Annotated in this window: 12 protein-coding genes and 4 tRNA genes; all 16 read left to right on the top strand. The window is 63.0% G+C overall.

Features of this window, described 5'->3' with window-relative positions; all coding sequences use genetic code 11:
• Positions 1-329 precede the first annotated feature (329 nt).
• The 16 genes from PSUB009319_RS16335 to PSUB009319_RS16260 all read left to right on the top strand — a co-directional run bounded on the left by PSUB009319_RS16335 (position 330) and on the right by PSUB009319_RS16260 (position 22229).
• Positions 330-415: transfer RNA gene (locus PSUB009319_RS16335), tRNA-Tyr, on the top strand.
• Between the two features lie 61 nt (positions 416-476).
• Positions 477-550: transfer RNA gene (locus PSUB009319_RS16330), tRNA-Gly, on the top strand.
• A gap of 19 nt (positions 551-569) precedes the next feature.
• Positions 570-644, top strand: a tRNA-Thr gene (locus PSUB009319_RS16325).
• Between the two features lie 43 nt (positions 645-687).
• Positions 688-1878 (top strand): elongation factor Tu, encoded by a 1191-nt coding sequence (gene tuf, locus PSUB009319_RS16320; RefSeq protein WP_124383252.1) that lies wholly within the window; start codon positions 688-690, stop codon positions 1876-1878.
• An 88-nt stretch (positions 1879-1966) separates the two neighbouring features.
• Positions 1967-2042 (top strand) — tRNA-Trp (locus PSUB009319_RS16315).
• Positions 2043-2101: 59 nt separating this feature from the next.
• On the top strand, positions 2102-2482 hold the full coding sequence (gene secE / locus PSUB009319_RS16310) for a preprotein translocase subunit SecE (protein ID WP_024977901.1): 381 nt from the start codon (positions 2102-2104) through the stop codon (positions 2480-2482).
• A 12-nt stretch (positions 2483-2494) separates the two neighbouring features.
• On the top strand, positions 2495-3079 hold the full coding sequence (gene nusG / locus PSUB009319_RS16305) for a transcription termination/antitermination protein NusG (protein ID WP_124383251.1): 585 nt from the start codon (positions 2495-2497) through the stop codon (positions 3077-3079).
• Positions 3080-3263: 184 nt separating this feature from the next.
• Complete coding sequence (gene rplK / locus PSUB009319_RS16300) at positions 3264-3695, top strand: 50S ribosomal protein L11 (protein WP_004634453.1); 432 nt, start codon at positions 3264-3266, stop codon at positions 3693-3695.
• A 2-nt stretch (positions 3696-3697) separates the two neighbouring features.
• A complete protein-coding gene (rplA, locus tag PSUB009319_RS16295) occupies positions 3698-4393 on the top strand; it encodes a 50S ribosomal protein L1 (protein ID WP_004634454.1) in 696 nt (231 codons plus the stop codon).
• 377 nt (positions 4394-4770) lie between these two features.
• Positions 4771-5277 carry a 50S ribosomal protein L10 gene (gene rplJ, locus PSUB009319_RS16290; protein WP_124383250.1) on the top strand — a complete coding sequence of 169 codons (507 nt, stop codon included), beginning with the start codon at positions 4771-4773 and terminating at the stop codon, positions 5275-5277.
• A 63-nt stretch (positions 5278-5340) separates the two neighbouring features.
• Positions 5341-5715: a 50S ribosomal protein L7/L12 gene (gene rplL, locus PSUB009319_RS16285; RefSeq protein WP_124383249.1), complete on the top strand. Its 375-nt coding sequence runs from the start codon at positions 5341-5343 to the stop codon at positions 5713-5715.
• 450 nt (positions 5716-6165) lie between these two features.
• Positions 6166-10272, top strand: a complete 4107-nt coding sequence (gene rpoB / locus PSUB009319_RS16280) for a DNA-directed RNA polymerase subunit beta (protein WP_124383248.1) — start codon at positions 6166-6168, stop codon at positions 10270-10272.
• 136 nt (positions 10273-10408) lie between these two features.
• Entirely contained in the window at positions 10409-14638 is a 4230-nt protein-coding gene (gene rpoC / locus PSUB009319_RS16275; RefSeq protein WP_124383247.1) for a DNA-directed RNA polymerase subunit beta', read from the top strand.
• A 225-nt stretch (positions 14639-14863) separates the two neighbouring features.
• Positions 14864-16702 (top strand): DUF2138 domain-containing protein, encoded by a 1839-nt coding sequence (locus PSUB009319_RS16270; protein WP_124383246.1) that lies wholly within the window; start codon positions 14864-14866, stop codon positions 16700-16702.
• Positions 16699-17418 carry a DUF1175 domain-containing protein gene (locus PSUB009319_RS16265; RefSeq protein ID WP_124383245.1) on the top strand — a complete coding sequence of 240 codons (720 nt, stop codon included), beginning with the start codon at positions 16699-16701 and terminating at the stop codon, positions 17416-17418. Before PSUB009319_RS16270 ends, PSUB009319_RS16265 begins: the two co-directional genes overlap by 4 nt.
• Before the next feature lie 8 nt (positions 17419-17426).
• Entirely contained in the window at positions 17427-22229 is a 4803-nt protein-coding gene (locus tag PSUB009319_RS16260) for an alpha-2-macroglobulin (protein WP_124383244.1), read from the top strand.
• Positions 22230-22234 lie beyond the last annotated feature (5 nt).

Here is a 22234-nt window from a genome sequence, read left to right as displayed (position 1 = left end):
GGTGTTTGCTTTACTGCTCCTCACCCCACAGCACTGTACCAACCAGTCACGGATCGCCGGCGCGAGCCCGTCCTGAATGGAGTGTCATCGGTCTGATCGCGCTGGCAAGCCTCTCCGGTCGCCGCAACGTAGACGGGTGATCTGTGCGGCTTCCGCAGTCTCTGTGCCGGCTATCCATCTCGGGCCTCGCACGTTGAAGTATTTCTTGTGCCGGGCTGTCGAGGCCTGATGCCGTATAGGATGAGAGCGTCAACGCTCGAAATCTGGCGATTTCATCAACCATCGCTTGACAGGGTGGCCTGATGGTCCCATAATCGCAAGTTCTCTTCGGAGAGGTGCCCGAGTGGCTAAAGGGGGCAGACTGTAAATCTGTTGGCTTACGCCTACGCTGGTTCGAATCCAGCCCTCTCCACCAGAATTAAGCAGTGAGTTCGATCCTTAGCCGGGATCGGGCGGCAAGGGAAGAAGTAACCCGGGCGGGTGTAGCTCAATGGTAGAGCAGAAGCCTTCCAAGCTTACGACGAGGGTTCGATTCCCTTCACCCGCTCCATTCACTGTTCGTAAGTTTCGCCCATGTGGCTCAGTGGCAGAGCACTCCCTTGGTAAGGGAGAGGTCGGCAGTTCGATCCTGCCCATGGGCACCACGCATCCACCAACGCAAATCGCTACCGAGACAGGAGTCGCGACATGGCAAAGGAAAAGTTCGAGCGGACTAAGCCGCACGTGAACGTTGGTACGATTGGTCACGTTGACCACGGCAAGACGACGCTGACGGCAGCGATCACGACCGTGCTGGCGACCAAGTTTGGTGGCGCCGCCAAGGCATACGACCAGATCGACGCAGCGCCGGAAGAAAAGGCACGCGGCATCACGATCAACACCGCGCACGTCGAGTACGAGACGGCTAACCGCCACTACGCGCACGTTGACTGCCCGGGCCACGCCGACTACGTCAAGAACATGATCACCGGCGCCGCCCAGATGGACGGCGCAATCCTGGTGTGCTCGGCCGCAGACGGCCCGATGCCGCAAACGCGTGAGCACATCCTGCTGGCTCGTCAGGTTGGCGTGCCGTACATCGTCGTGTTCCTGAACAAGTGCGACATGGTGGACGACGCTGAGCTGCTGGAACTGGTCGAAATGGAAGTGCGCGAACTTCTGTCGAAGTACGACTTCCCGGGCGACGACACTCCGATCATCAAGGGTTCGGCCAAGCTGGCGCTGGAAGGCGACAAGGGCGAACTGGGCGAAGTGGCCATCATGAACCTGGCCGACGCACTGGACACCTACATCCCGACGCCGGAGCGCGCTGTTGACGGCACGTTCCTGATGCCGGTGGAAGACGTGTTCTCGATCTCGGGTCGCGGCACGGTGGTGACCGGCCGTATCGAGCGCGGTATCGTCAAGGTCGGCGAAGAACTCGAAATCGTCGGTATCAAGGCTACGCAGAAGACCACCTGCACGGGCGTTGAAATGTTCCGCAAGCTGCTCGACCAAGGTCAGGCAGGCGACAACGTCGGTATTCTGCTGCGCGGTACGAAGCGCGAAGACGTTGAGCGTGGCCAAGTGCTGTGCAAGCCGGGTTCGATCAAGCCGCACACGCACTTCACGGGCGAGGTCTACATCTTGTCGAAGGACGAAGGCGGCCGTCACACGCCGTTCTTCAACAACTACCGTCCGCAGTTCTACTTCCGTACGACGGACGTGACCGGCTCGATCGCACTGCCGGAAGGCAAGGAAATGGTTATGCCGGGCGACAACGTGTCGATCACCGTCAAGCTGATCGCCCCGATCGCCATGGAAGAAGGTCTGCGCTTCGCTATCCGTGAAGGCGGCCGTACCGTTGGTGCCGGTGTCGTCGCTAAGATCATCGAGTAAACACCGTAAATCTTCCGTGCGGCTGCCAACCGGCCGCACGTGAAGTGCCAGAGTGGGGTTGACCGAATGGCAACCCTAAAGCTGTTTTAGGGGTATAGCTCAACTGGCAGAGCGTCGGTCTCCAAAACCGAAGGTTGGGGGTTCGATTCCCTCTGCCCCTGCCAATTCATCAGCCGCGTCGCGCAGGGAAACGCGCCACGCGGCTTAGTCTCGTTTGGGAAACATGGCCAATCCGAACGTCGAAACCGTCAACACCGCCAGCGGCAAATGGCTGCTGGCCTTGGCGTTCCTGTTGCTGGTCGCTGGGGTGATCGGTTTTTACCTGCTGGCACAACAGCCGAGCTATGTCCGTGCTGCCTCGCTAATCGGCGGGCTTGTGCTGGGCGCAGGAGTCGCTCTGGTGTCCGCACCTGGGCAAGGCTTTATCGAGTTCGCGCGCGAGTCGTATCGTGAAGTTCGCAAGGTGGTGTGGCCGACGCGCAAGGAAGCGGGGCAGATGACTGGCTTGGTGTTCGCGTTCGTCGTGATCATGGCCTTGTTCTTGTGGTCTGCGGACAAGCTCATCGAGTGGGTGATCTTCTCGCTCGTATTGGGCTGGAAATAATCGGGTGAAGCCATGACGGATAACGTAGCGAACAACACGTCCACGGATTCGTCCGCACCGGCCTCGAAGAAGCGCTGGTATGTCGTGCATGCCTACTCGGGCATGGAAAAGAGCGTGCAACGCGCGCTGCAGGAGCGCATCGAGCGCGAAGGCCTGCAACATCTGTTCGGTGAAATTCTGGTGCCGTCGGAAGAGGTGATGGAAAGCAAGAGCGGTCGCAAGACCGTGACCGAGCGCCGCCTGTTTCCCGGCTACGTCTTTGTCGAAATGGAGATGACCGACGAGACCTGGCACTTGGTGAAGAACACATCCAAGGTCACCGGGTTCATCGGAGGTACGGGCAATCGGCCATCGCCGATTTCGAAGAGCGAAGTCGACAAGATCATGGCTCAGATCCAGGAAGGGGTCGAGAAGCCACGTCCTAAGACGCTGTTCGAAGTGGGCGAAATGGTGCGCGTGAAGGAAGGTCCGTTCACCGACTTCAACGGCAATGTCGAGGAAGTGAATTACGAGAAATCGCGTCTGCGCGTTTCCGTGACGATCTTCGGGCGTGCGACGCCGGTCGAACTCGAGTTCGGTCAGGTCGAGAAGGTGTAAGAAATTCGGTGTGGCGGTGCAAGCCGTCGCGCTAATCGCCCGGTCCACAGGACTTGGCGGACAGCGGTGGCGCAATTCAATGCGCACCCGCGTCAACAGAGGAGCGTCAGTTTCGTGCTGATGCGTTACCACTCAACAGGATTGCCGCAGTTGTCTCAACTGGGCGATCTGGATTGGAGTCAAGATGGCCAAGAAAATTATTGGCTTTATTAAGCTGCAAATTCCGGCTGGTAAAGCAAATCCGTCCCCGCCCGTCGGCCCGGCCCTGGGTCAGCGCGGTCTGAACATCATGGAGTTCTGCAAGGCGTTCAACGCGCAGACTCAAGGTATGGAACCGGGCCTGCCGGTGCCGGTGGTGATCACCGCCTTCGCCGACAAGAGCTTCACCTTCGTGATGAAGTCGCCGCCGGCGACCGTGCTCATCAAGAAGGCGGCCGGTATCCAGAAGGGTTCCGCCAAGCCGCATACCGACAAAGTCGGCAAGATCACCCGCGCTCAGGCTGAAGAAATCGCCAAGGCGAAGAACGCAGACCTTACCGCAGCTGATCTCGACGCCGCCGTGCGTACGATCGCCGGTAGCGCCCGTTCGATGGGTATCACGGTGGAGGGCCTGTAATCATGGCAAAGATTTCGAAGCGTGCGGCCGCGAACAAGGCCAAGGTCGAGCGCACCAAGTTCTATCCGATCGACGAAGCGCTGAGCCTCGTCAAGGAATGCGCCAGCGCCAAGTTCGATGAGTCCATCGACGTGGCTGTGCAACTGGGCATCGATGCGAAGAAGTCGGACCAAGTGGTTCGTGGTTCGGTTGTGCTGCCTGCTGGTACCGGCAAGTCGGTGCGCGTGGCCGTGTTCGCCCAAGGTGACAAGGCTGAGCAAGCCAAGGCTGCTGGTGCAGAGATCGTCGGCATGGAAGACCTGGCCGAGCAGATCAAGGCCGGCAAGATGGACTTCGACGTGGTGATCGCTTCGCCGGACACGATGCGCGTGGTCGGTACGCTGGGTCAAATCCTGGGCCCGCGCGGCCTGATGCCGAACCCGAAGGTCGGCACCGTGACGCCGGACGTCGCTACGGCAGTGAAAAACGCCAAGGCCGGTCAGGTGCAATTCCGTGTCGACAAGGCCGGTATCATCCACGCCACCATCGGCCGCCGCTCGTTCGAGCCGGCAGCGCTGAAGAGCAACCTGGCTGCACTGCTTGACGCACTGACCAAGGCCAAGCCGGCATCGAGCAAGGGTGTGTACCTGCGCAAGGTCGCCGTCTCGTCGACGATGGGCGTGGGCGTGCGTGTTGACCAGGCAACTCTGGCTGCCTGATCGCTTTCGATCAATCACGCCGGGTGGCCCGATAACCATCCTGGCGGTAGCAGTTTTCTTGCGAGTGGCCTTGGCCACGCGAGCCCTTGAAACCTAAGGGACTGAACTTTGGGCAGTGGCAGACGTTTGTGTAAGCAGACCGACGCCGCTGGTTATCAAAGACCGTTGGCGGTCCAGGGCTCCTTTGGAGTCAGCGCCTTAATCGCAGCCCACTCCGGAAACGGAGGCGGTGCTTAGCCAACGCAGATGGCGCCCCCGAAGGGAATAAGTGACTTTGGTATTGCCGAAGTGATTTGTGCCAATCGGACGCCGTACTTTTGGACTGACCGAGGTGACTGCAGTGACTGTGGAAACCAAAGTCGTTTTGGAGCTTAACCGTGGCACTCAATCTCGAAGATAAGAAGGCCGTCGTGGCCGAGGTAACGGCGCAAGTCGCCAAGGCCTCGACCATCGTCGTTGCTGAATATCGCGGTATCACGGTTGGCGATCTGACCAAGCTGCGCGCGCAAGCGCGCCAGCAGGGCGTCTACCTGCGCGTTCTGAAGAACACGCTGGCACGCCGCGCTGTTGAAGGCACGCCGTTTGCCGAACTCGCCGAGCAACTGACTGGTCCGCTGATCTACGGTATTTCCGAAGACGCAGTGGCGCCGGCCAAGGTGCTGAACGATTTCGCCAAGGGCAATGACAAGCTGGTGCTGCGCGCCGGTTCGTACGATGGCAAGGTTCTCGACGTCAACGCCGTGAAGGCGCTGGCAACGATCCCGAGCCGCGAGGAACTGCTCAGCAAGCTGCTGTTCGTCATGCAGGCGCCGGTGTCGGGCTTTGCCCGCGCCCTGGGCGCCCTGGCTGCCAAGCAAGGCGAAGGCGAGGCTGCCGCAGCCTAATCCGCTGCTGCACCGCGTACAGATCGCACGATCGATACCGAATCACATTCTGGAGTTATTCAAATGGCAATCACCAAAGACGACATCCTCGAAGCCGTTGGCGCGATGTCCGTGATGGAACTGAACGACCTGGTCAAGGCGTTCGAAGAGAAGTTTGGCGTGTCGGCTGCTGCCGTGGCTGTGGCCGGTCCGGCTGCTGCTGGCGGTGCTGCTGCCGTTGAAGAGCAAACCGAATTCACCGTGACGCTGAAGAGCGCCGGCGCGAACAAGGTTGGCGTCATCAAGGCCGTGCGTGAAATCACCGGCCTCGGCCTGAAGGAAGCCAAGGACCTGGTCGATGGCGCACCGAAGCCCGTGAAGGAAGGCGTCGACAAGAAGACCGCCGACGAGCTGGTGAAGAAGCTGGTGGAAGCCGGCGCGGAAGCCGAAGCCAAGTAAGTGCAGGTCTCGCGTGCCGTACTCGGTACGCGATGGAGGCTGGCAAAGGGACATTTCCCGGCGCCAGCCTTTTTGCGCTTGTGGGACCGGTTGTTGAGCGATCCCGCAATCACGCTGTAAGTATCGTTAAAGTCTCTTTGCCGGGTTTTCCGGCGGCCGGCCGAGTCAAGAGCCAGCAGAGGCCAAACATCAGTGGCACACTAGGTAGTTCGCAGTCCGCTGATGTTTGTCTTCTGAACCGACTGCAGAAGGCAAGTTTGGTCGGGTACTCCCCCGTCCGTAGCATGGGCTCCATGGGCTCATGTGCGGGTGGCGCGCGCAGTACCGTCAGCCAGAGGTTGGTAGCGGCCAACCGCCAAATCCCGTCACCAGTCGCTGAACACCTCGAGTGCCAGGCGTGCTTTATCGCCTTAAGTCCGTCGCGCGCACTTGCGATGATTCGGAGATCCCATGGCGTACAGCTTTACCGAGAAGAAGCGTATTCGCAAGAGTTTCGCGAAGCGCGCAACGGTTCATCAGGTTCCCTTCCTGCTTGCCACCCAGATTCAATCGTATGCCCAGTTCTTGCAGGAGAACGCTCCTGTTGCACAACGCAAGACCGAAGGCCTGCAAGCGGCGTTCAACGCCATTTTCCCCATCGTGTCGCACAACGGTCTGGCACGTATGGAGTTTGTGTCGTACCACCTGTCCAACCCGCCGTTTGACGTCAAGGAATGTCAGCAGCGTGGTCTGACCTTCCACTCGGCGCTGCGCGCAAAAGTGCGCTTGATCATCAACGACCGCGAGAACCCCACCAAGGTCAAGGAGATCAAGGAGCAGGAAGTTTACATGGGCGAAATTCCGCTCATGACCTCCACCGGTTCGTTCGTGATCAACGGTACGGAACGTGTGATCGTGTCCCAGCTGCACCGTTCGCCTGGCGTGTTCTTCGAGCACGACAAGGGCAAGACGCACAGCTCGGGCAAGCTGCTGTTCTCGGCGCGCATCATCCCCTACCGCGGCTCGTGGCTGGACTTCGAGTTCGACCCGAAGGACATCCTGTACTTCCGCGTTGACCGCCGCCGCAAGATGCCGGTGACGATCCTGCTGAAGTCGATCGGCCTGACGCCGGAGCAGATCCTGGCGCACTTCTTCGTGTTCGACAACTTCACGCTCAAGACCGAAGGCGCACTGATGGAATTCGTGCCCGAGCGTCTGCGTGGTGAAGTCGCTCGCTTTGACATCTCCGACAAGAACGGCAAGGTCGTCGTCGAGAAGGACAAGCGCATCAACGCCAAGCACATCCGTGATCTGGACTCCGTCGGCACCAAGCTGATCAGCGTGCCGGAAGACTACCTGCTGGGCCGTGTGCTGGCGAAGAACATCGTCGATCCGGATACCGGTGAAGTCCTGGCCAACGCCAACGACGAACTGACCGAAGGCGTGATCGAGAAGCTGCGCGACGCCGGCGTGAAGGAAATCCAGACGCTGTACACGAACGACCTGGATCAGGGTCCGTACATGTCGGCCACGCTGCGCACGGACGACACGGCTGACCAGACCGCCGCGCGTATCGCGATCTACCGCATGATGCGCCCCGGCGAGCCGCCGACCGAAGACGCCGTCGAGGCGCTCTTCCAACGCCTGTTCTACAGCGAAGATTCGTACGATTTGTCCCGCGTTGGCCGCATGAAGGTCAACAGCCGCCTGAATCGCTCGGAAGGCACTGGTCCGATGGTGCTCACGGATGACGACATCCTCGAAACCATCAAGCTGCTGGTGAACCTGCGTAACGGCAAGGGCGAAGTGGATGATATCGACCACCTCGGCAACCGTCGCGTGCGTTGCGTCGGCGAACTGGCGGAAAACCAGTTCCGTGCTGGTCTGTCGCGCGTTGAGCGTGCTGTGAAGGAACGTCTGGGTCAGGCCGAGACGGAAAACCTGATGCCGCACGACCTGATCAACTCGAAGCCGATTTCGTCGGCGATTCGTGAGTTCTTCGGTTCGTCGCAGTTGTCGCAGTTCATGGACCAGACCAACCCGCTGTCGGAAGTCACGCACAAGCGTCGTATTTCAGCACTGGGCCCGGGCGGTCTGACGCGCGAGCGTGCGGGCTTTGAAGTCCGTGACGTGCACCCGACCCACTATGGCCGCGTGTGCCCGATCGAAACGCCGGAAGGTCCGAACATTGGTCTGATCAACTCGCTGGCACTGTATGCGCAGCTGAACGACTATGGCTTCCTCGAGACGCCGTATCGCAAGGTTGAGAACGGCAAGCTGACCGACCAGGTCGACTACCTGTCGGCCATCGAGGAAGGCAAGTACGTGGTGGCACAGGCCAACGCGACGGTGGACGAAGCCGGCAACCTGGTTGACGAACTGGTCTCCGCACGTGAAGGCAGCGAGCGTGAAACCCGTATGGTCACGCCGGACCGCGTGCAGTACATCGACGTGGCGCCGTCGCAGATCGTGTCGGCTGCTGCGTCGCTGGTGCCGTTCCTCGAGCACGATGATGCAAACCGTGCACTGATGGGCGCAAACATGCAGCGTCAGGCCGTGCCCTGCCTGCGTGCGGACAAGCCGCTGGTGGGTACCGGTGTCGAGCGCACCGTGGCCGTGGACTCGGGTACGGCTGTGCAGGCCACCCGTGGTGGCGTGGTTGACTACGTTGATGCGAACCGCGTGGTGATCCGCGTGAACGACGCCGAAGCCGTCGCAGGTGAAGTCGGTGTCGACATCTACAACCTGATCAAGTACACGCGTTCGAACCAGAACACGAACATCAACCAGCGTCCGATGGTCAAGGTGGGCGATATCGTTGCCCGCGGTGACGTGATCGCTGACGGCGCCTCGACCGACATGGGCGAGCTCGCGCTCGGCCAGAACATGCTGGTCGCGTTCATGCCCTGGAACGGCTACAACTTCGAGGATTCGATCCTGATCTCGGAGCGCGTGGTTGCTGAAGACCGCTACACCTCGATCCACATCGAGGAACTGTCGGTTGTTGCCCGCGACACCAAGCTCGGACCGGAAGAAATCACGCGCGACATCTCGAACCTGGCTGAAGCCCAACTGGCTCGCCTGGACGAATCGGGCATCACGTACATCGGCGCAGAAGTTGAGGCTGGCGACGTGATGGTCGGCAAAGTCACGCCCAAGGGCGAGACCCAACTGACGCCGGAAGAGAAGCTGCTGCGCGCGATCTTCGGTGAGAAGGCGTCCGACGTGAAGGACACCTCGCTGCGCGTGCCTTCGGGCATGAGCGGTACCGTGATCGACGTGCAGGTCTTCACGCGTGAAGGCGTGGTGCGCGACAAGCGCGCCCAGTCGATCATCGATGAAGAACTGAAGCGCTACCGCCTGGACCTGAACGACCAGCTGCGTATTGTGGAAGGCGACGCCTTCCAGCGTCTTGAGCGTCTGCTGGTGGGCAAGGTTGCCAACGGCGGCCCGAAGAAGCTGGCCAAGGGCGCTGCGCTCACGAAGGAATACCTGGCCGATCTGGACAAGTGGCATTGGTTCGACATCCGCCCGGCGGAAGACGAAGTGGCACTGCAACTGGAAGCCGTGAAGGTCGCCATCGAGCAGAAGCGCCACGACTTCGACCTCGCGTTCGAAGAGAAGCGCAAGAAGCTCACGCAAGGCGACGAACTGCCGCCGGGCGTGATCAAGATGGTCAAGGTGTACCTGGCCGTGAAGCGCCGTCTGCAGCCTGGCGACAAGATGGCCGGCCGTCACGGTAACAAGGGTGTTGTGTCGAAGATCACCCCGATCGAAGACATGCCGTACATGGCTGACGGTACGCCGGCGGACATCGTGCTGAACCCGCTGGGCGTGCCTTCGCGGATGAACGTGGGTCAGATTCTCGAAACGCACCTGGGCTGGGCCGCGCGCGGTCTGGGCGAGCGCATCGGCAACATGCTCAAGGCGCAAGCCAAGGCGGCCGAAGTGCGCAAGCTGCTCGGTCAGATCTACAACGAAAGCGGCAAGGTCGAAGACCTGGACAGCCTGTCCGACGCGGAAGTGCTGGAGTTGGCCGAGAACCTGAAGAAGGGCGTGCCGTTTGCGACGCCGGTGTTCGATGGTGCGCATGAGGACGAAATCCGCCGCATGCTGGACCTGGCCTATCCGGAAGACATCGCCAAGGAAAAGGGCCTGACCGCTTCCAAGCAACAGGTCACGCTGTTCGACGGCCGCACCGGTGAAGCCTTCGAGCGTCCGGTCACGCTGGGCGTGATGCACATGCTGAAGCTGCACCACTTGGTCGACGACAAGATGCACGCGCGTTCGACCGGTCCGTACTCGCTGGTGACGCAGCAGCCGCTGGGCGGTAAGGCCCAGTTCGGTGGCCAGCGTTTCGGTGAAATGGAAGTGTGGGCACTCGAAGCGTATGGCGCGTCCTACGTGCTGCAGGAAATGCTGACCGTGAAGTCCGATGACGTGAACGGCCGGACCAAGGTGTACGAGAACATCGTCAAGGGTGAGCACTCGATCGATGCCGGCATGCCGGAATCGTTCAACGTGCTGGTGAAGGAAATCCGCTCGCTGGGTATCGACATCGACCTCGAGCGCAACTAAGTGCCGATGCGGTGAGGGCATGGCAGCACGGGTTTCCCAACCTGCCATGCCCTGGTAACAGCAGCCATTGACGAAGATTTAGGGTCGGCGCCTTGGGTTACACCAAGACGTCAGCCTCAAACTCAAGGAGTTTGGAATGAAAGCATTGCTCGACCTATTCCGTCAGGTACAGCAAGAAGAGCAGTTTGACGCGATCAAGATCGGCCTCGCGTCGCCTGAGAAAATCCGTTCGTGGTCGTTTGGTGAAGTCAAGAAGCCCGAGACCATCAACTACCGCACGTTCAAGCCCGAGCGTGACGGCCTGTTCTGCGCCAAGATCTTCGGCCCGATCAAGGACTACGAGTGCCTGTGCGGCAAGTACAAGCGCCTGAAGCACCGTGGCGTGATCTGCGAGAAATGCGGCGTTGAAGTGACGCTGGCCAAGGTGCGCCGCGAGCGCATGGGCCACATCGAACTGGCTGCGCCGACCGCGCACATCTGGTTCCTGAAGTCGCTGCCGTCGCGTCTGGGCATGGTGCTCGACATGACGCTGCGCGACATCGAGCGCGTGCTGTACTTCGAAGCATTCGTCGTGGTCGAGCCGGGCATGACCGCGCTCAAGAAGAGCCAGATCATGTCGGAAGACGACTACCTGGCCAAGTGCGACGAGTACGGCGAGGGCGAATTCGTCGCCATGATGGGCGCCGAAGGCATTCGCGAGCTGCTGCGCGGCATCGATATCGAGAAGCAGATCGAGACGATCCGCGCCGAGCTGCAAGCGACCGGCTCGGAAGCCAAGATCAAGAAGTTCGCCAAGCGCCTGAAGGTGCTCGAGGCATTCCAGCGTTCGGGCATCAAGCCGGACTGGATGATTCTCGAAGTGCTGCCGGTGCTGCCGCCCGAGCTGCGTCCGCTGGTGCCGCTGGACGGTGGCCGTTTCGCCACGTCGGACTTGAACGACCTGTATCGCCGCGTGATCAACCGGAACAACCGTCTGAAGCGTCTGCTCGAGCTGAAGGCGCCGGAGATCATCGTGCGCAACGAAAAGCGCATGCTGCAGGAAGCAGTGGACTCGTTGCTGGACAACGGCCGTCGCGGCAAGGCGATGACCGGTGCCAACAAGCGTCCGCTGAAGTCGCTGGCTGAAATGATCAAGGGTAAGGGCGGCCGTTTCCGTCAGAACCTGCTGGGCAAGCGCGTGGACTACTCGGGCCGTTCGGTCATCGTGGTGGGCCCGACGCTGAAGCTGCACCAGTGCGGTCTGCCCAAGCTGATGGCGCTCGAGCTCTTCAAGCCGTTCATCTTCCACAAGCTGGAGACGATGGGCATCGCCACCACGATCAAGGCGGCGAAGAAGGAAGTGGAAAGCCAGACGCCGGTGGTGTGGGACATCCTCGAAGAGGTGATCCGCGAGCACCCGGTGATGCTGAACCGCGCGCCGACGCTGCACCGCCTGGGTATCCAGGCGTTCGAGCCGGTGCTGATCGAAGGCAAGGCTATCCAGCTGCATCCGCTGGTTTGCGCGGCGTTCAACGCTGACTTCGACGGTGACCAGATGGCTGTGCACGTTCCGCTGTCGCTCGAAGCGCAGATGGAAGCGCGCACGCTGATGCTGGCGTCGAACAACGTGCTGTTCCCGGCCAACGGCGATCCGTCGATCGTGCCGTCGCAAGACGTGGTGCTGGGTCTGTACTACACGACCCGCGACAAGATCAACGGCCGCGGTGAAGGCATGACGTTTGCCGACATCTCGGAAGTGATTCGCGCCTACGAGAACAAGGAAGTCGAACTGGCTTCGCGCGTGAACGTGCGCATCACCGAGTACGACCTGGTCAACCCGGAAGCCGATGGCGACGCACGCTTCGCACCGAAGATCACGCTGCAGGCCACCACGGTCGGCCGCGCGATCCTGTCGGAAATTCTGCCGAAGGGTCTGCCGTTCTCGGTGCTGAACAAGCCGCTGAAGAAGAAGGAAATCTCGCGCCTGATCAACACGGCATTCCGCAAGTGCGGTCTGCGCGAGACGGTGATCTTCGCTGACAAGCTGCTGCAGTCGGGTTTCCGCCTGGCAACGCGCGCCGGTATCTCGATCGCCATCGACGACATGCTGGTGCCGCCGGCCAAGGAGAAGATCATCTCCGACGCTGCCGCCAAGGTGAAGGAATACGACAAGCAGTACATGTCGGGTCTGGTGACCGATCAGGAGCGTTACAACAACGTCGTGGACATCTGGGGCGCCGCTGGCGACCAGGTGGGCAAGGCGATGATGGAGCAGCTCCAGACCGAAGACGTGGTCGACCGCAACGGCAAGACCGTCAAGCAAGAGTCGTTCAACTCCATCTACATGATGGCCGACTCGGGCGCACGGGGCTCCGCGGCGCAGATCCGTCAGTTGGCCGGTATGCGTGGCCTGATGGCCAAGCCGGACGGCTCGATTATCGAGACGCCGATTACCGCGAACTTCCGCGAAGGCCTGAACGTTCTGCAGTACTTCATCTCGACCCACGGTGCACGTAAGGGTCTGGCTGATACGGCACTGAAGACCGCAAACTCGGGTTACCTGACCCGTCGTCTGGTTGACGTGACGCAGGATCTGGTGGTGGTGGAAGACGATTGCGGCACCTCCAACGGCGTGGCCATGAAGGCGCTGGTCGAAGGCGGTGAAGTGATCGAAGCCCTGCGCGACCGTATCCTGGGCCGCGTGGTCGTCAACGACGTGGTGAACCCGGAAACGCAGGAAACCGCGATCGAAGCTGGCACGCTGCTCGACGAAGACTTGGTGGATCTGGTCGACGCGCTGGGCGTTGACGAAGTCAAGGTCCGCACGCCGCTGTCTTGCGATACGCGCTACGGCCTGTGCGCCAAGTGCTACGGCCGCGACCTCGGCCGCGGTGTGCTGGTGAACTCGGGTGAAGCAGTGGGTGTGATTGCTGCGCAGTCGATCGGTGAGCCGGGCACGCAGCTGACGATGCGTACGTTCCACATCGGTGGTGCGGCATCGCGTGCGGCAGTGGCATCGAGCGTGGAAGCAAAGGCGACCGGTACCGTGCGTTTCACGGCGACCATGCGTTACGTCACCAACGCGAAGGGCGAGCAGATCGTCATCTCGCGTTCGGGCGAAGCGCTGATCACCGACGACCACGGCCGTGAGCGTGAGCGCCACAAGATCGTCTACGGCGCGACGCTGCTGGTCAAGGATGGCCAGTCCATCAAGGCTGGTACGCAGCTCGCCACGTGGGATCCGCTGACGCGTCCGATCATTTCGGAGTACTCGGGCACGATCAAGTTCGAGAACGTCGAAGAGGGCGTGACCGTTGCCAAGCAGATGGACGAAGTGACCGGTCTGTCGACGCTGGTGGTGATCGATGCCAAGCGCCGTACTGCCGCCACGAAGGGCATCCGTCCGCAGGTGAAGCTGCTCGACTCGTCGGGTGCCGAGGTGAAGATCCCGGGTACGGATCACTCCGTGACCATCGGCTTCCAGGTGGGCGCGCTGATCACCGTGAAGGACGGTCAGCAAGTGCACGTGGGTGAAGTGCTGGCACGTATCCCGACCGAATCGCAGAAGACGCGCGACATTACCGGTGGTCTGCCGCGTGTGGCCGAGCTGTTCGAAGCGCGTTCGCCGAAGGACGCCGCCGTGCTGGCGGAGGTCACCGGTACGACGTCGTTCGGCAAGGACACCAAGGGCAAGCAGCGCCTGGTGATTACGGACCTCGACGGCAATGCCCACGAGTTCCTGATCGCCAAGGAAAAGCAGGTGCTGGTGCACGATGGCCAGGTGGTCAACAAGGGCGAGATGATCGTCGAAGGCCCGGCCGACCCGCACGACATCCTGCGTCTGAAGGGCGTGGAAGAGCTGGCGACCTACATCGTCGACGAAGTGCAGGACGTGTACCGTCTGCAGGGCGTGAAGATCAACGACAAGCACATCGAAGTGATTGTTCGTCAGATGCTGCGCCGCGTGCAGATCGCCGATGTGGGCGACACCCGCTTCATCCCGGGTGAACAGGTGGAACGCTCGGACCTGCTCGACGAGAACGACAAGGTGATCGCGCTGGGCAAGCGTCCGGCGACCTACGAAAACCTGCTGCTGGGTATTACGAAGGCATCGTTGTCGACCGACAGCTTCATCTCGGCGGCGTCGTTCCAGGAAACCACGCGCGTGCTGACCGAAGCCGCCATCATGGGCAAGGTCGACGACCTGCGTGGTCTGAAGGAAAACGTCATCGTTGGCCGTTTGATCCCGGCCGGTACCGGCTTGGCTTACCACCGCGCCCGCAAGGCGAAGGAAGTGGCCGACCGCGACCGCGCTGCGGCGATTGCCGAAGAAGAAGCCGCTTCGATCTTCGAAACGCCTGCTGTCCAGCAGGAAGGCGACGCGTAAAGCGAACCCTGGCAACACCATCAAAGCCCGGCCATGTGCCGGGCTTTTTTTTGTCCATCTTTTGGGCGCCCTGCGTGCAGACGCTGAACAACACCGGTGTCGACCGATTCCGATTTTCTCGAAACGTTAACCCGCCTTAACATGCCAGTCGCTATGATTTCGCGGTTATAGACCGGCACTTTTTACAATCTGCCGGCCCTCTCCAGTCTTGCCGACGATTCCTCCATGAAGCTCACACGCAAGCAGATCGCCGTTGGCGCGGTCGCTCTGGTCGCGGCCGGCGCGGCGGTGGTTCAGATGGTCTGGCACCCGTTTGGCCGCACGCGCGCGCTGCACGCCCGCCAGGTCCGGCTCGACCTGACTTACCCCGATGCTCTGATCGACAGCCAAAGCCTGTCGCAACTGCCGCGCGACGTGCTGCGCGTGCCGTTGCTGCGCGATGTTCTGACCGAAGATTTCGTCGCCTATTACGAAGGCAATGAAGATCGCCTCTCGGTGGCTGGCGCGTTGCGCCGCCTGGCCTACGAGCAGAAGCTTGACTTGGCGGAGACGGTGCTCAAGCACGTGTTTGACGAGCCCGCCCGTGTGATGCTGTGGCGAGGCCCGGATGACAAGCTGCGCTACTGGGTACTTTCCATGCAACGCAACGGCTTGGCCAAGGCACTGGAAGCCGTCGCTACCGTGGCCTCGGGCGATACGCAACTCAGCAAGGTCGCCGATGCGCTGGGTGACTCGGGTGCGCCGGTCTATGCGCTCAAGCTGTCGGGCACGCGCTCGATCCTGATCGCCAGCAAGGGCGACCGGCTGATCGCGCTGTCGGAGCCGGGCATCCTGCTGGACAAGGACGGCAAGCCTGTGCCCAAGCAGGCCAGCGCGCTGGCTGCGCTGCTGTCGGACGACGCCAGCAAACGCAACGTGCAGGGCACGGCGTACGCGCTGCCCGCGCAGGAGCCGACGGGCCACCACGTTGTGGTGAGCGCCAACTATCTATCGTTCGGTTATCAGCAGTATTTCCCGGGCATCGAAGCGTTGCGCTTCGACTTTGGCTCGGGCAAGGACTGGCAGAGCGCCGCCCTGATCGACCCGGGCCGCCTGAGCGGCAAGTGGGATAGCGCCGGCCTGTGGCGCGCGCTGCCGTCTGACCCGGCCGCCTGCGCCACACTGCCGGTCGACTGGAAAGCCGCCGGCGCGCTGCTGCGCTCCGTGGCTGGCGACGCGAAGGAGATCCGCGAAGCCGCCGGGAAGATCGGCGATGCGTTTGCGGGGCCGGCTGCGGCGTGCTGGTACGGCAAGTCGTCGCTGGTGGCGCCGCTGTTCGTGGCGAAGCTGTCGTCGGCGTCGCAGACGGAGGCGGTCAAGCCGGCGCTGGCTGCGCTGTTTGGCCAGATCGTTGGGTCGTACGAATCCAAGGCGCAAGCGGACGACAAGTCTGGCCCGTATAAACGCTTGCCGGTAACGACGCGCCAGGGTCCGGCCAACGCCACGCTGTGGCAGCGCCCGGTGAGCGCGCGCTACGGTACGGCGCAATCCGCTGGTGCACCGTTTGCGGCACAACTCTCGTCGGATCGCTATTTCCCGGTCACGCTGGCCATTGCGGGGGATGTGGTGGTGTTCTCGCCGGACGCCCGCCTCGTCGACGACGCACTGGCCGTGCTCGCCAAGCGCTTCCCGGCGGTGGCGGATAGCCTGCCGCGCGACAAGGCCGAGCGCATCGTGTTGACGATGACGCCGGCTGCGCTCGCGCCGCTCGTGCGCCGCGAAGCGGGTGCCGCGCTGCCCGCCGACCAGGAGGCCGTGTTCCTGAACGCCGCGCAGACCCATCTGTTCCCGAAGCTCAAGGCGCTGGCGCGTTATGCGCCGGTGTCGCTGGCGCTGGACGGCGGCGTGCCGCCGTCGCGTGGCTGGGCGCCGGTGACGTGGCTTTCGAGCGGACGCGGTCTGCCTGCCGGTGGCAACGGTACGCCACCGTCGGCTGACCCGGCAGCAGCGTTGGCGACGCCCGCTGAGGCGCCGACCACCGAGGCGGCGGCTCCGGTTCCTGCAGACAACACCAGCACGCAATGACGCTGCGCGCCCCCAGGGGCGTTCACACCCGTGCCGCGCTGAACCGCCGCCGTTGGTTGACGGCGGCGGGCGCCTGCCTGCTCGCTCCGTCGGTGCATGCGTTGTCCGGCTGGGCTGATGCCGCGCCGGTGGACGCTGATGCGCTCTCCCCGGATCAATCCAGCGTGTTCCGCGCGTGGTTCGTGCGAATCGTCAACGAGCAGCTTCGACAAGGCCCGACGCCGCGTTGGATGCATCGCGACTGCGCCGGGCTTGTGCGCTTTGCCGCCGGCGAAGCCCTGCGCACGCACGACGCCCGCTGGCTGCGTGCCAACGGCATGCGCGACGCGGAATCCGCACGCCAACTACCGCCGGAGCTGAACCTAACGCCCGCCCAGCGCACGCTCACACAGCGGTGGGCACGCATGGATGGCAGTACCGGCGCGTATGTCTCCGCGCTCGGGCTCATTCAGCAGAACAGCCGCTTCATCGCCCAGGATGTGAACCAGGCGCTGCCCGGCGATCTGCTCTTCTTCGATCAAGGCGACGACCAGCACCTGATGATCTGGATGGATCGCTACATCGCTTACCACACCGGCACCGTCACCCGCACCGACAACGGCCTGCGCGCGGTCCCGGTCTCTGAACTGATGCAATGGAAAGACTCGCGCTGGCGGCCGCAGAGCGGCAACCCCAACTTCATCGGCGTGTTTCGTCTGGCCTTTTTGACACGGTAGAAAAACGCATGCGCAACCGCGGATGGTCATTCATTTCGTTCAATCTCGTTGCCGTCGTCTGCCTGACGGTGTTGGCGTTCGCTGGCCCTGCGCACGCGGCTGACGCGCCCGAGACACCGAACCCCACACTCGCTGATGTGCCCGGCAGCGGCTATGAGCCGTTCAAGGGCCAGCCGTTCTTTCTGCTGTCGGATGCGAGCTACGGCACCGATCAGGAGGCGACGGTGCGCCTGGAAGCGCCGGGCCGCGAATACAGGGACGAGCTTTCCCGCTACGGTGGCGCCGACATCCTCGTCTATCGGGTGCCGCAGCCGCTCGAATTCCTGAAGGCGCAGAAGAACGTGCACCGTATCGACGTCAAGGCCAACTACACGGGCGAAGGCCTGGCCAACACGCTGGCGTATCTCTGGGACAACTGGACGCGCCAGGCCCGCCGCGCCTGGCAGCGCGTGCTGTCGTTTGCCACACGCAGCAAGGCCGTGGAGCGCGCACCGCAGTTCAGCATGGGCGACCAGATGACCGCGCCCACGCGCTTCTCCAACAACCCGCAGTACGCACCGCTCAAGGGTTATGCGCTGCTCGGCCGCTTCCGCTACCCGATCTGGGACGCCAAGCCCATTGCACCGCCCAAGGACGTGAAGCTCGAAGGCAGCAGCAGCGAGTGGATGCCGCAGAACGCCGGCAACGTGATGATTCCAGTCGGCAAACTGCCGGCGGGTTTGTATATCGTAGAAGCGGTGATTGGCGCGTACCGTGCGCACACGCTGCTGTTCGTGTCAGACACCGTGGCCGTCACCAAGGGCACCTCGCAAGGGATGATGGTGTGGACGGCCGAGCGCAAGAGCGGCAAGCCCGTCGGCGGCGCATCGGTGAACTGGACGGATGGCGTTGGCGTGCTGGCATCCGGCAACACCGAGGCGGATGGCACGGCCGACCTGCGCCACGTGTCGCCGGAGCGCAGCTACGTGATCGGCAACGATCGCGCGGGCGGTGTGTTCATCTCCGAGAATTTCTATTACGACAGCGAGATCTACAACACCAAGCTGTACGCTTTTACCGATCGCCCGCTGTATCGCCCGGGCGATGAAGTGCGCGTCAAGTTTATCGGCCGTCACTTCAAGAACGCGACCGAATCGACCGTGCCCGCAGCCGGCGACATCAAGCTACAGGTACTCGACCCGAACGGTGCGCCGGTGACCACTTCCACCACGCGTCTGGCTGGCGAGACTGGGGCCGACGCGCGCTTCACGCTGCCATCCAACGCACCGGCCGGCGGCTACAGCCTGCGCTTCGACTACAACGGCGGCACGTACGGCGGCGCCTTCCGCGTGGCCGAATACATCAAGCCGCACTTTGACGTGAACCTGTCGCTGGACAAGACCAGCTACGGCACGGGTGAAGCGGTCAAGGGCAAGATCAGCCTGCGCTATCCGGACGGCAAGCCGGTCAAGGGCGGCAAGGTGTCGGTCAGCCTGCGCGCGCAGCAGGTGACCATGGTGGAGGGCGAGCTGCGTTATGCGGGCCTGTTCCCCATCAAGCTCGAGCAGCAGGAGCTGACCACCGACAGCGATGGCAACGCCAAGCTGGACCTGCCTGCCGCCAAGGAACCGAGCCGCTATGTGGTGACAGTGTTTGCCAACGATGGTGCGGCCTACCGTGTGAAGGTCACGCGCGAGTTGCTGATCGCGCGCGGCGCCACGCCGTACAAACTGTCGAGCGTCTCGAACTTCACGACGCCCGGGCAGAACGTGTCCTTCACGCTCGTGCCGATGCCGGTTGCGGGCGGCGCAAGCGGTGGGATCGGTGCAAGCGCGCTGCCCGCCAAGTGGGATCTGGTGCGGCTTGAAACACGCGCCCGCACCGAAGGCACGCTGACGCCGGACGCCAGGGGCAACGCCACCTTCCCGGTCAAGTTTGACCAGCCAGGCTCATACACGCTGTCGGTGCGCGACGCTGCCGGCAACTTGCTCGCAGCATCAAGCCACTGGGTGGCCGGTGACGGCGTGCAGACTGTGCCCGGCAGCATCGAAATGGTGTTCGACCGCGATCGCTACCAGATCGGCGACACCGCCGAGGCGCTGATCACCTTCCCGCAGCCGGTGGACGACGCGTTGCTCACGCTGGAGCGTGACAAGGTCGAGCGCCACGCGCTGCTGTCGCATGGTGGCGAATGGCTCAGCCTGCAGAAGGTCACGCCATCGCAATACCGCGCGCGCATCAAGATCGGTGCCGAGTTCGCCCCGAACATGACGTTCTCGGTGCTCTACGTGCGCGACGGCGACATGGTGTTCCAGAACGCAGGCATCGTCGTCACGCAGCCGACGCTGGATTTGGGCGTGCATGCCGACAAGGCCGTCTATGCCCCGGGCGAAACCGTCACCCTGGACTTGACCAGCGCGCTGGCAGGCAAGCCCGTGCAAGCCAATCTGACCGTCTCCGTGGTCGACGAGATGATCTATGTGCTGCAGCCCGAAGTGGCGCCCAGCATCGTCGATTTTTTCTATCACCCGCGCCGCAACAGCGTGCGCACCACGTCGAGCCAGAGCTTCATCAGCTACGACCTGGCGCTCGCGTCGCTGCCGGGCAAGCCGGGCGGCACGTACGGCCGCCACAACGAGCGCGGGGTGAAGGTGCTCGAGCGGCCGCGCCGCGACGAGCAGGACACCGCAGCCTGGGTTGCCAACCTGCAAACGGGTGCTGATGGCCGGGCGCGCATGACCTTCAAGATGCCGGATTCGCTGGCGCGCTGGCGCATCACCGTGCGCGCAGTGTCGACGACCGGCGCATCGGACGGCATCGTCGGCCAGCGCACCGCGAGCATCCGCTCCGACAAGCCGCTGTACCTGAAGTGGACCGGCCCGCAGCGCTTGCGCGAGACCGACCAGCCGCGCCTGGACATGGTCGCCTTCAACCAGACCGACAAGGACATCACCGCCGACTGGATCGTCTCGGGCGCCGGCCTGAACATCAACCAGCGCGTGACGCTCAAGCGCGGTGCCAACTATCTGCGCGCGCCGCTGTCCGGTACTCATGCATTGCAGGCAGGCGTCGTCAATGCGGAACTGAAGCAGGGGGATGCGGTGTCCGACCGCCTGCAGACCACGCTCAAGCTGGATGCAACCGGCTGGCTGGCGGACCGCGAAAACGTCGTCCCGCTCACGCAGTTGCAAGGCACGCGCTTGCCGCTTGTTTTGCCCGCTGATGCGCGTGACGTGCGCTTGCGCGTGGTCGGCAATACGGCCAGCCAGTTCGCCCGCGTGGCCGATGACTTGATCGAGTATCCGTACGGTTGCGCCGAGCAGACCGCCAGCCGCCTGATCCCGCTGGCCCTCGCTCAACAGAGCCTGGCCGCCACGGGCACGCGCCTGAGCGACGGCGGCCCCGCCGGCACGCAAGGCGTCGACGCGCTGCTGCGCACGCAGCGTCAGCGTCTGGCCTTGCTGGCTGGCACCAACGGCACCTTCGGCTGGTGGGGCGAGCTGACCACCAGTAGCGCGCTGATCACGTCGTATGCGTATTACGCGGATTGGCTCGCCAGCCGCTCGGTCGGCATCAGCCTGCCGGCGGACAACTGGAAGCAGGTGCTCGAAGCCTACAAGCGCACCAGCCAGAACGAGCCACTGCTCCATCGCGCGCTGGCGCTGTGGTTTGCCAACGAGATGGGGCTGCCGGTAGCGACGCCGCTGTCCGGTGTGGCCAACGAACTCGCGCCTAATAGCATCAAGGCGGCCAAGGCCCCAGCCGATGCTGAACCCGCGGCGGGCGATAGCCTGATCTTCGTCGCGCCGGACTCCAGGCGCGGCCGCCAGGTGGCGGCGGTGCTGACGGCGCAGTTGATGCGTCAGATCGGCCAGCCGGTGCCTGAAACGCTGGTCTCGGCTGACATCGCCGCGCGCAACGCGTTGGCCGCCGACAACTCCCCGCTGGTACAGAGTCTGCTGCTGATGGGCGGTGGCCGTTCGGCCGCAGACCCGGCACCGCTGCTGGCTCGCGCCAGCGCCGCCACGCCGACCATGGACCGCGCCGTTGCGCTGGTCTGGTTGCAAAAGAGCTTGGGCGGCCTGCAGGGCGCAAGCGTCGCCGCGATCCAGCCGGTGGTTTCGGCAGGCGGCTGGCAGGCGACGCGTTCGCCGGTGGGTGTGCCGACGTGGCGCTGGACCGGCGCGCAAGCGCCCGCCGCGCTGGACCTGACGACCGCACCGACCGACGTGACCACACAATCGGCCATCGTGTCGTACCGCAGCCGTGCAGCGGAGGCGTCCAAGCTGCCGATTACGGTGGAGCGCAAGCTGTACCGCCTGGAGGCGATCGATTCGACGCTGGCCAAGCCGGACCCGAAGGCGTCCAGGAAGCCGGCGGCCGATGCCAACAACAGCGGCATTGCCTTCACGGCCAAGCCGGTCAAGCCGGGCGACACACTCGACAGCAACGCACTCTACGTCGACGAAGTTGTGTTGACGCCGCGCCAAGGCACGTACCGCTATGGCCTGGTCGAAGTGCCGTTGCCGCCGGGCGCCGAAGTGGAAGCCACCACCTGGGGCATCCAGATCGACGGCCTGAAAGGCGAGCCGAACGAAGGCAACGGCCCGCAGGCATTCGAGCGCAAGGCGGCTTACGAAATGGGCCAACTGTCTTACAACCAACCGGTGCCCGTGCTGGAGCGCCCGACCGTGCTGCGCCAGCTTGTGCGCTTTTCGCTACCGGGCCGCTTTGCGCTGCCCCCGGTGCGCTACTTCCGCATGTACCAGCCGGAAGCCAAGGCGTTCCAGGGCGACGGCAAGACGGTCAGCTATCCGTTCAAGGTGGAGTGATCTGG

Origin of the sequence: Ralstonia sp. SET104 (assembly GCF_003851545.1) — a bacterium.
Classification (GTDB): domain Bacteria; phylum Pseudomonadota; class Gammaproteobacteria; order Burkholderiales; family Burkholderiaceae; genus Ralstonia.
This window is presented reverse-complemented; position numbering and strand designations above follow the sequence as displayed.

Bases quoted from the DNA above. Each gene is read 5' to 3' on its own strand.
- tuf (WP_124383252.1), top strand. From the start codon at position 688: ATGGCAAAGGAAAAGTTCGAGCGGACTAAGCCGCACGTGAACGTTGGT.
- secE (WP_024977901.1), top strand. From the start codon at position 2,102: ATGGCCAATCCGAACGTCGAAACCGTCAACACCGCCAGCGGCAAATGG.
- nusG (WP_124383251.1), top strand. From the start codon at position 2,495: ATGACGGATAACGTAGCGAACAACACGTCCACGGATTCGTCCGCACCG.
- rplK (WP_004634453.1), top strand. From the start codon at position 3,264: ATGGCCAAGAAAATTATTGGCTTTATTAAGCTGCAAATTCCGGCTGGT.
- rplA (WP_004634454.1), top strand. From the start codon at position 3,698: ATGGCAAAGATTTCGAAGCGTGCGGCCGCGAACAAGGCCAAGGTCGAG.
- rplL (WP_124383249.1), top strand. From the start codon at position 5,341: ATGGCAATCACCAAAGACGACATCCTCGAAGCCGTTGGCGCGATGTCC.
- rpoB (WP_124383248.1), top strand. From the start codon at position 6,166: ATGGCGTACAGCTTTACCGAGAAGAAGCGTATTCGCAAGAGTTTCGCG.
- rpoC (WP_124383247.1), top strand. From the start codon at position 10,409: ATGAAAGCATTGCTCGACCTATTCCGTCAGGTACAGCAAGAAGAGCAG.
- PSUB009319_RS16270 (WP_124383246.1), top strand. From the start codon at position 14,864: ATGAAGCTCACACGCAAGCAGATCGCCGTTGGCGCGGTCGCTCTGGTC.
- PSUB009319_RS16265 (WP_124383245.1), top strand. From the start codon at position 16,699: ATGACGCTGCGCGCCCCCAGGGGCGTTCACACCCGTGCCGCGCTGAAC.
- PSUB009319_RS16260 (WP_124383244.1), top strand. From the start codon at position 17,427: ATGCGCAACCGCGGATGGTCATTCATTTCGTTCAATCTCGTTGCCGTC.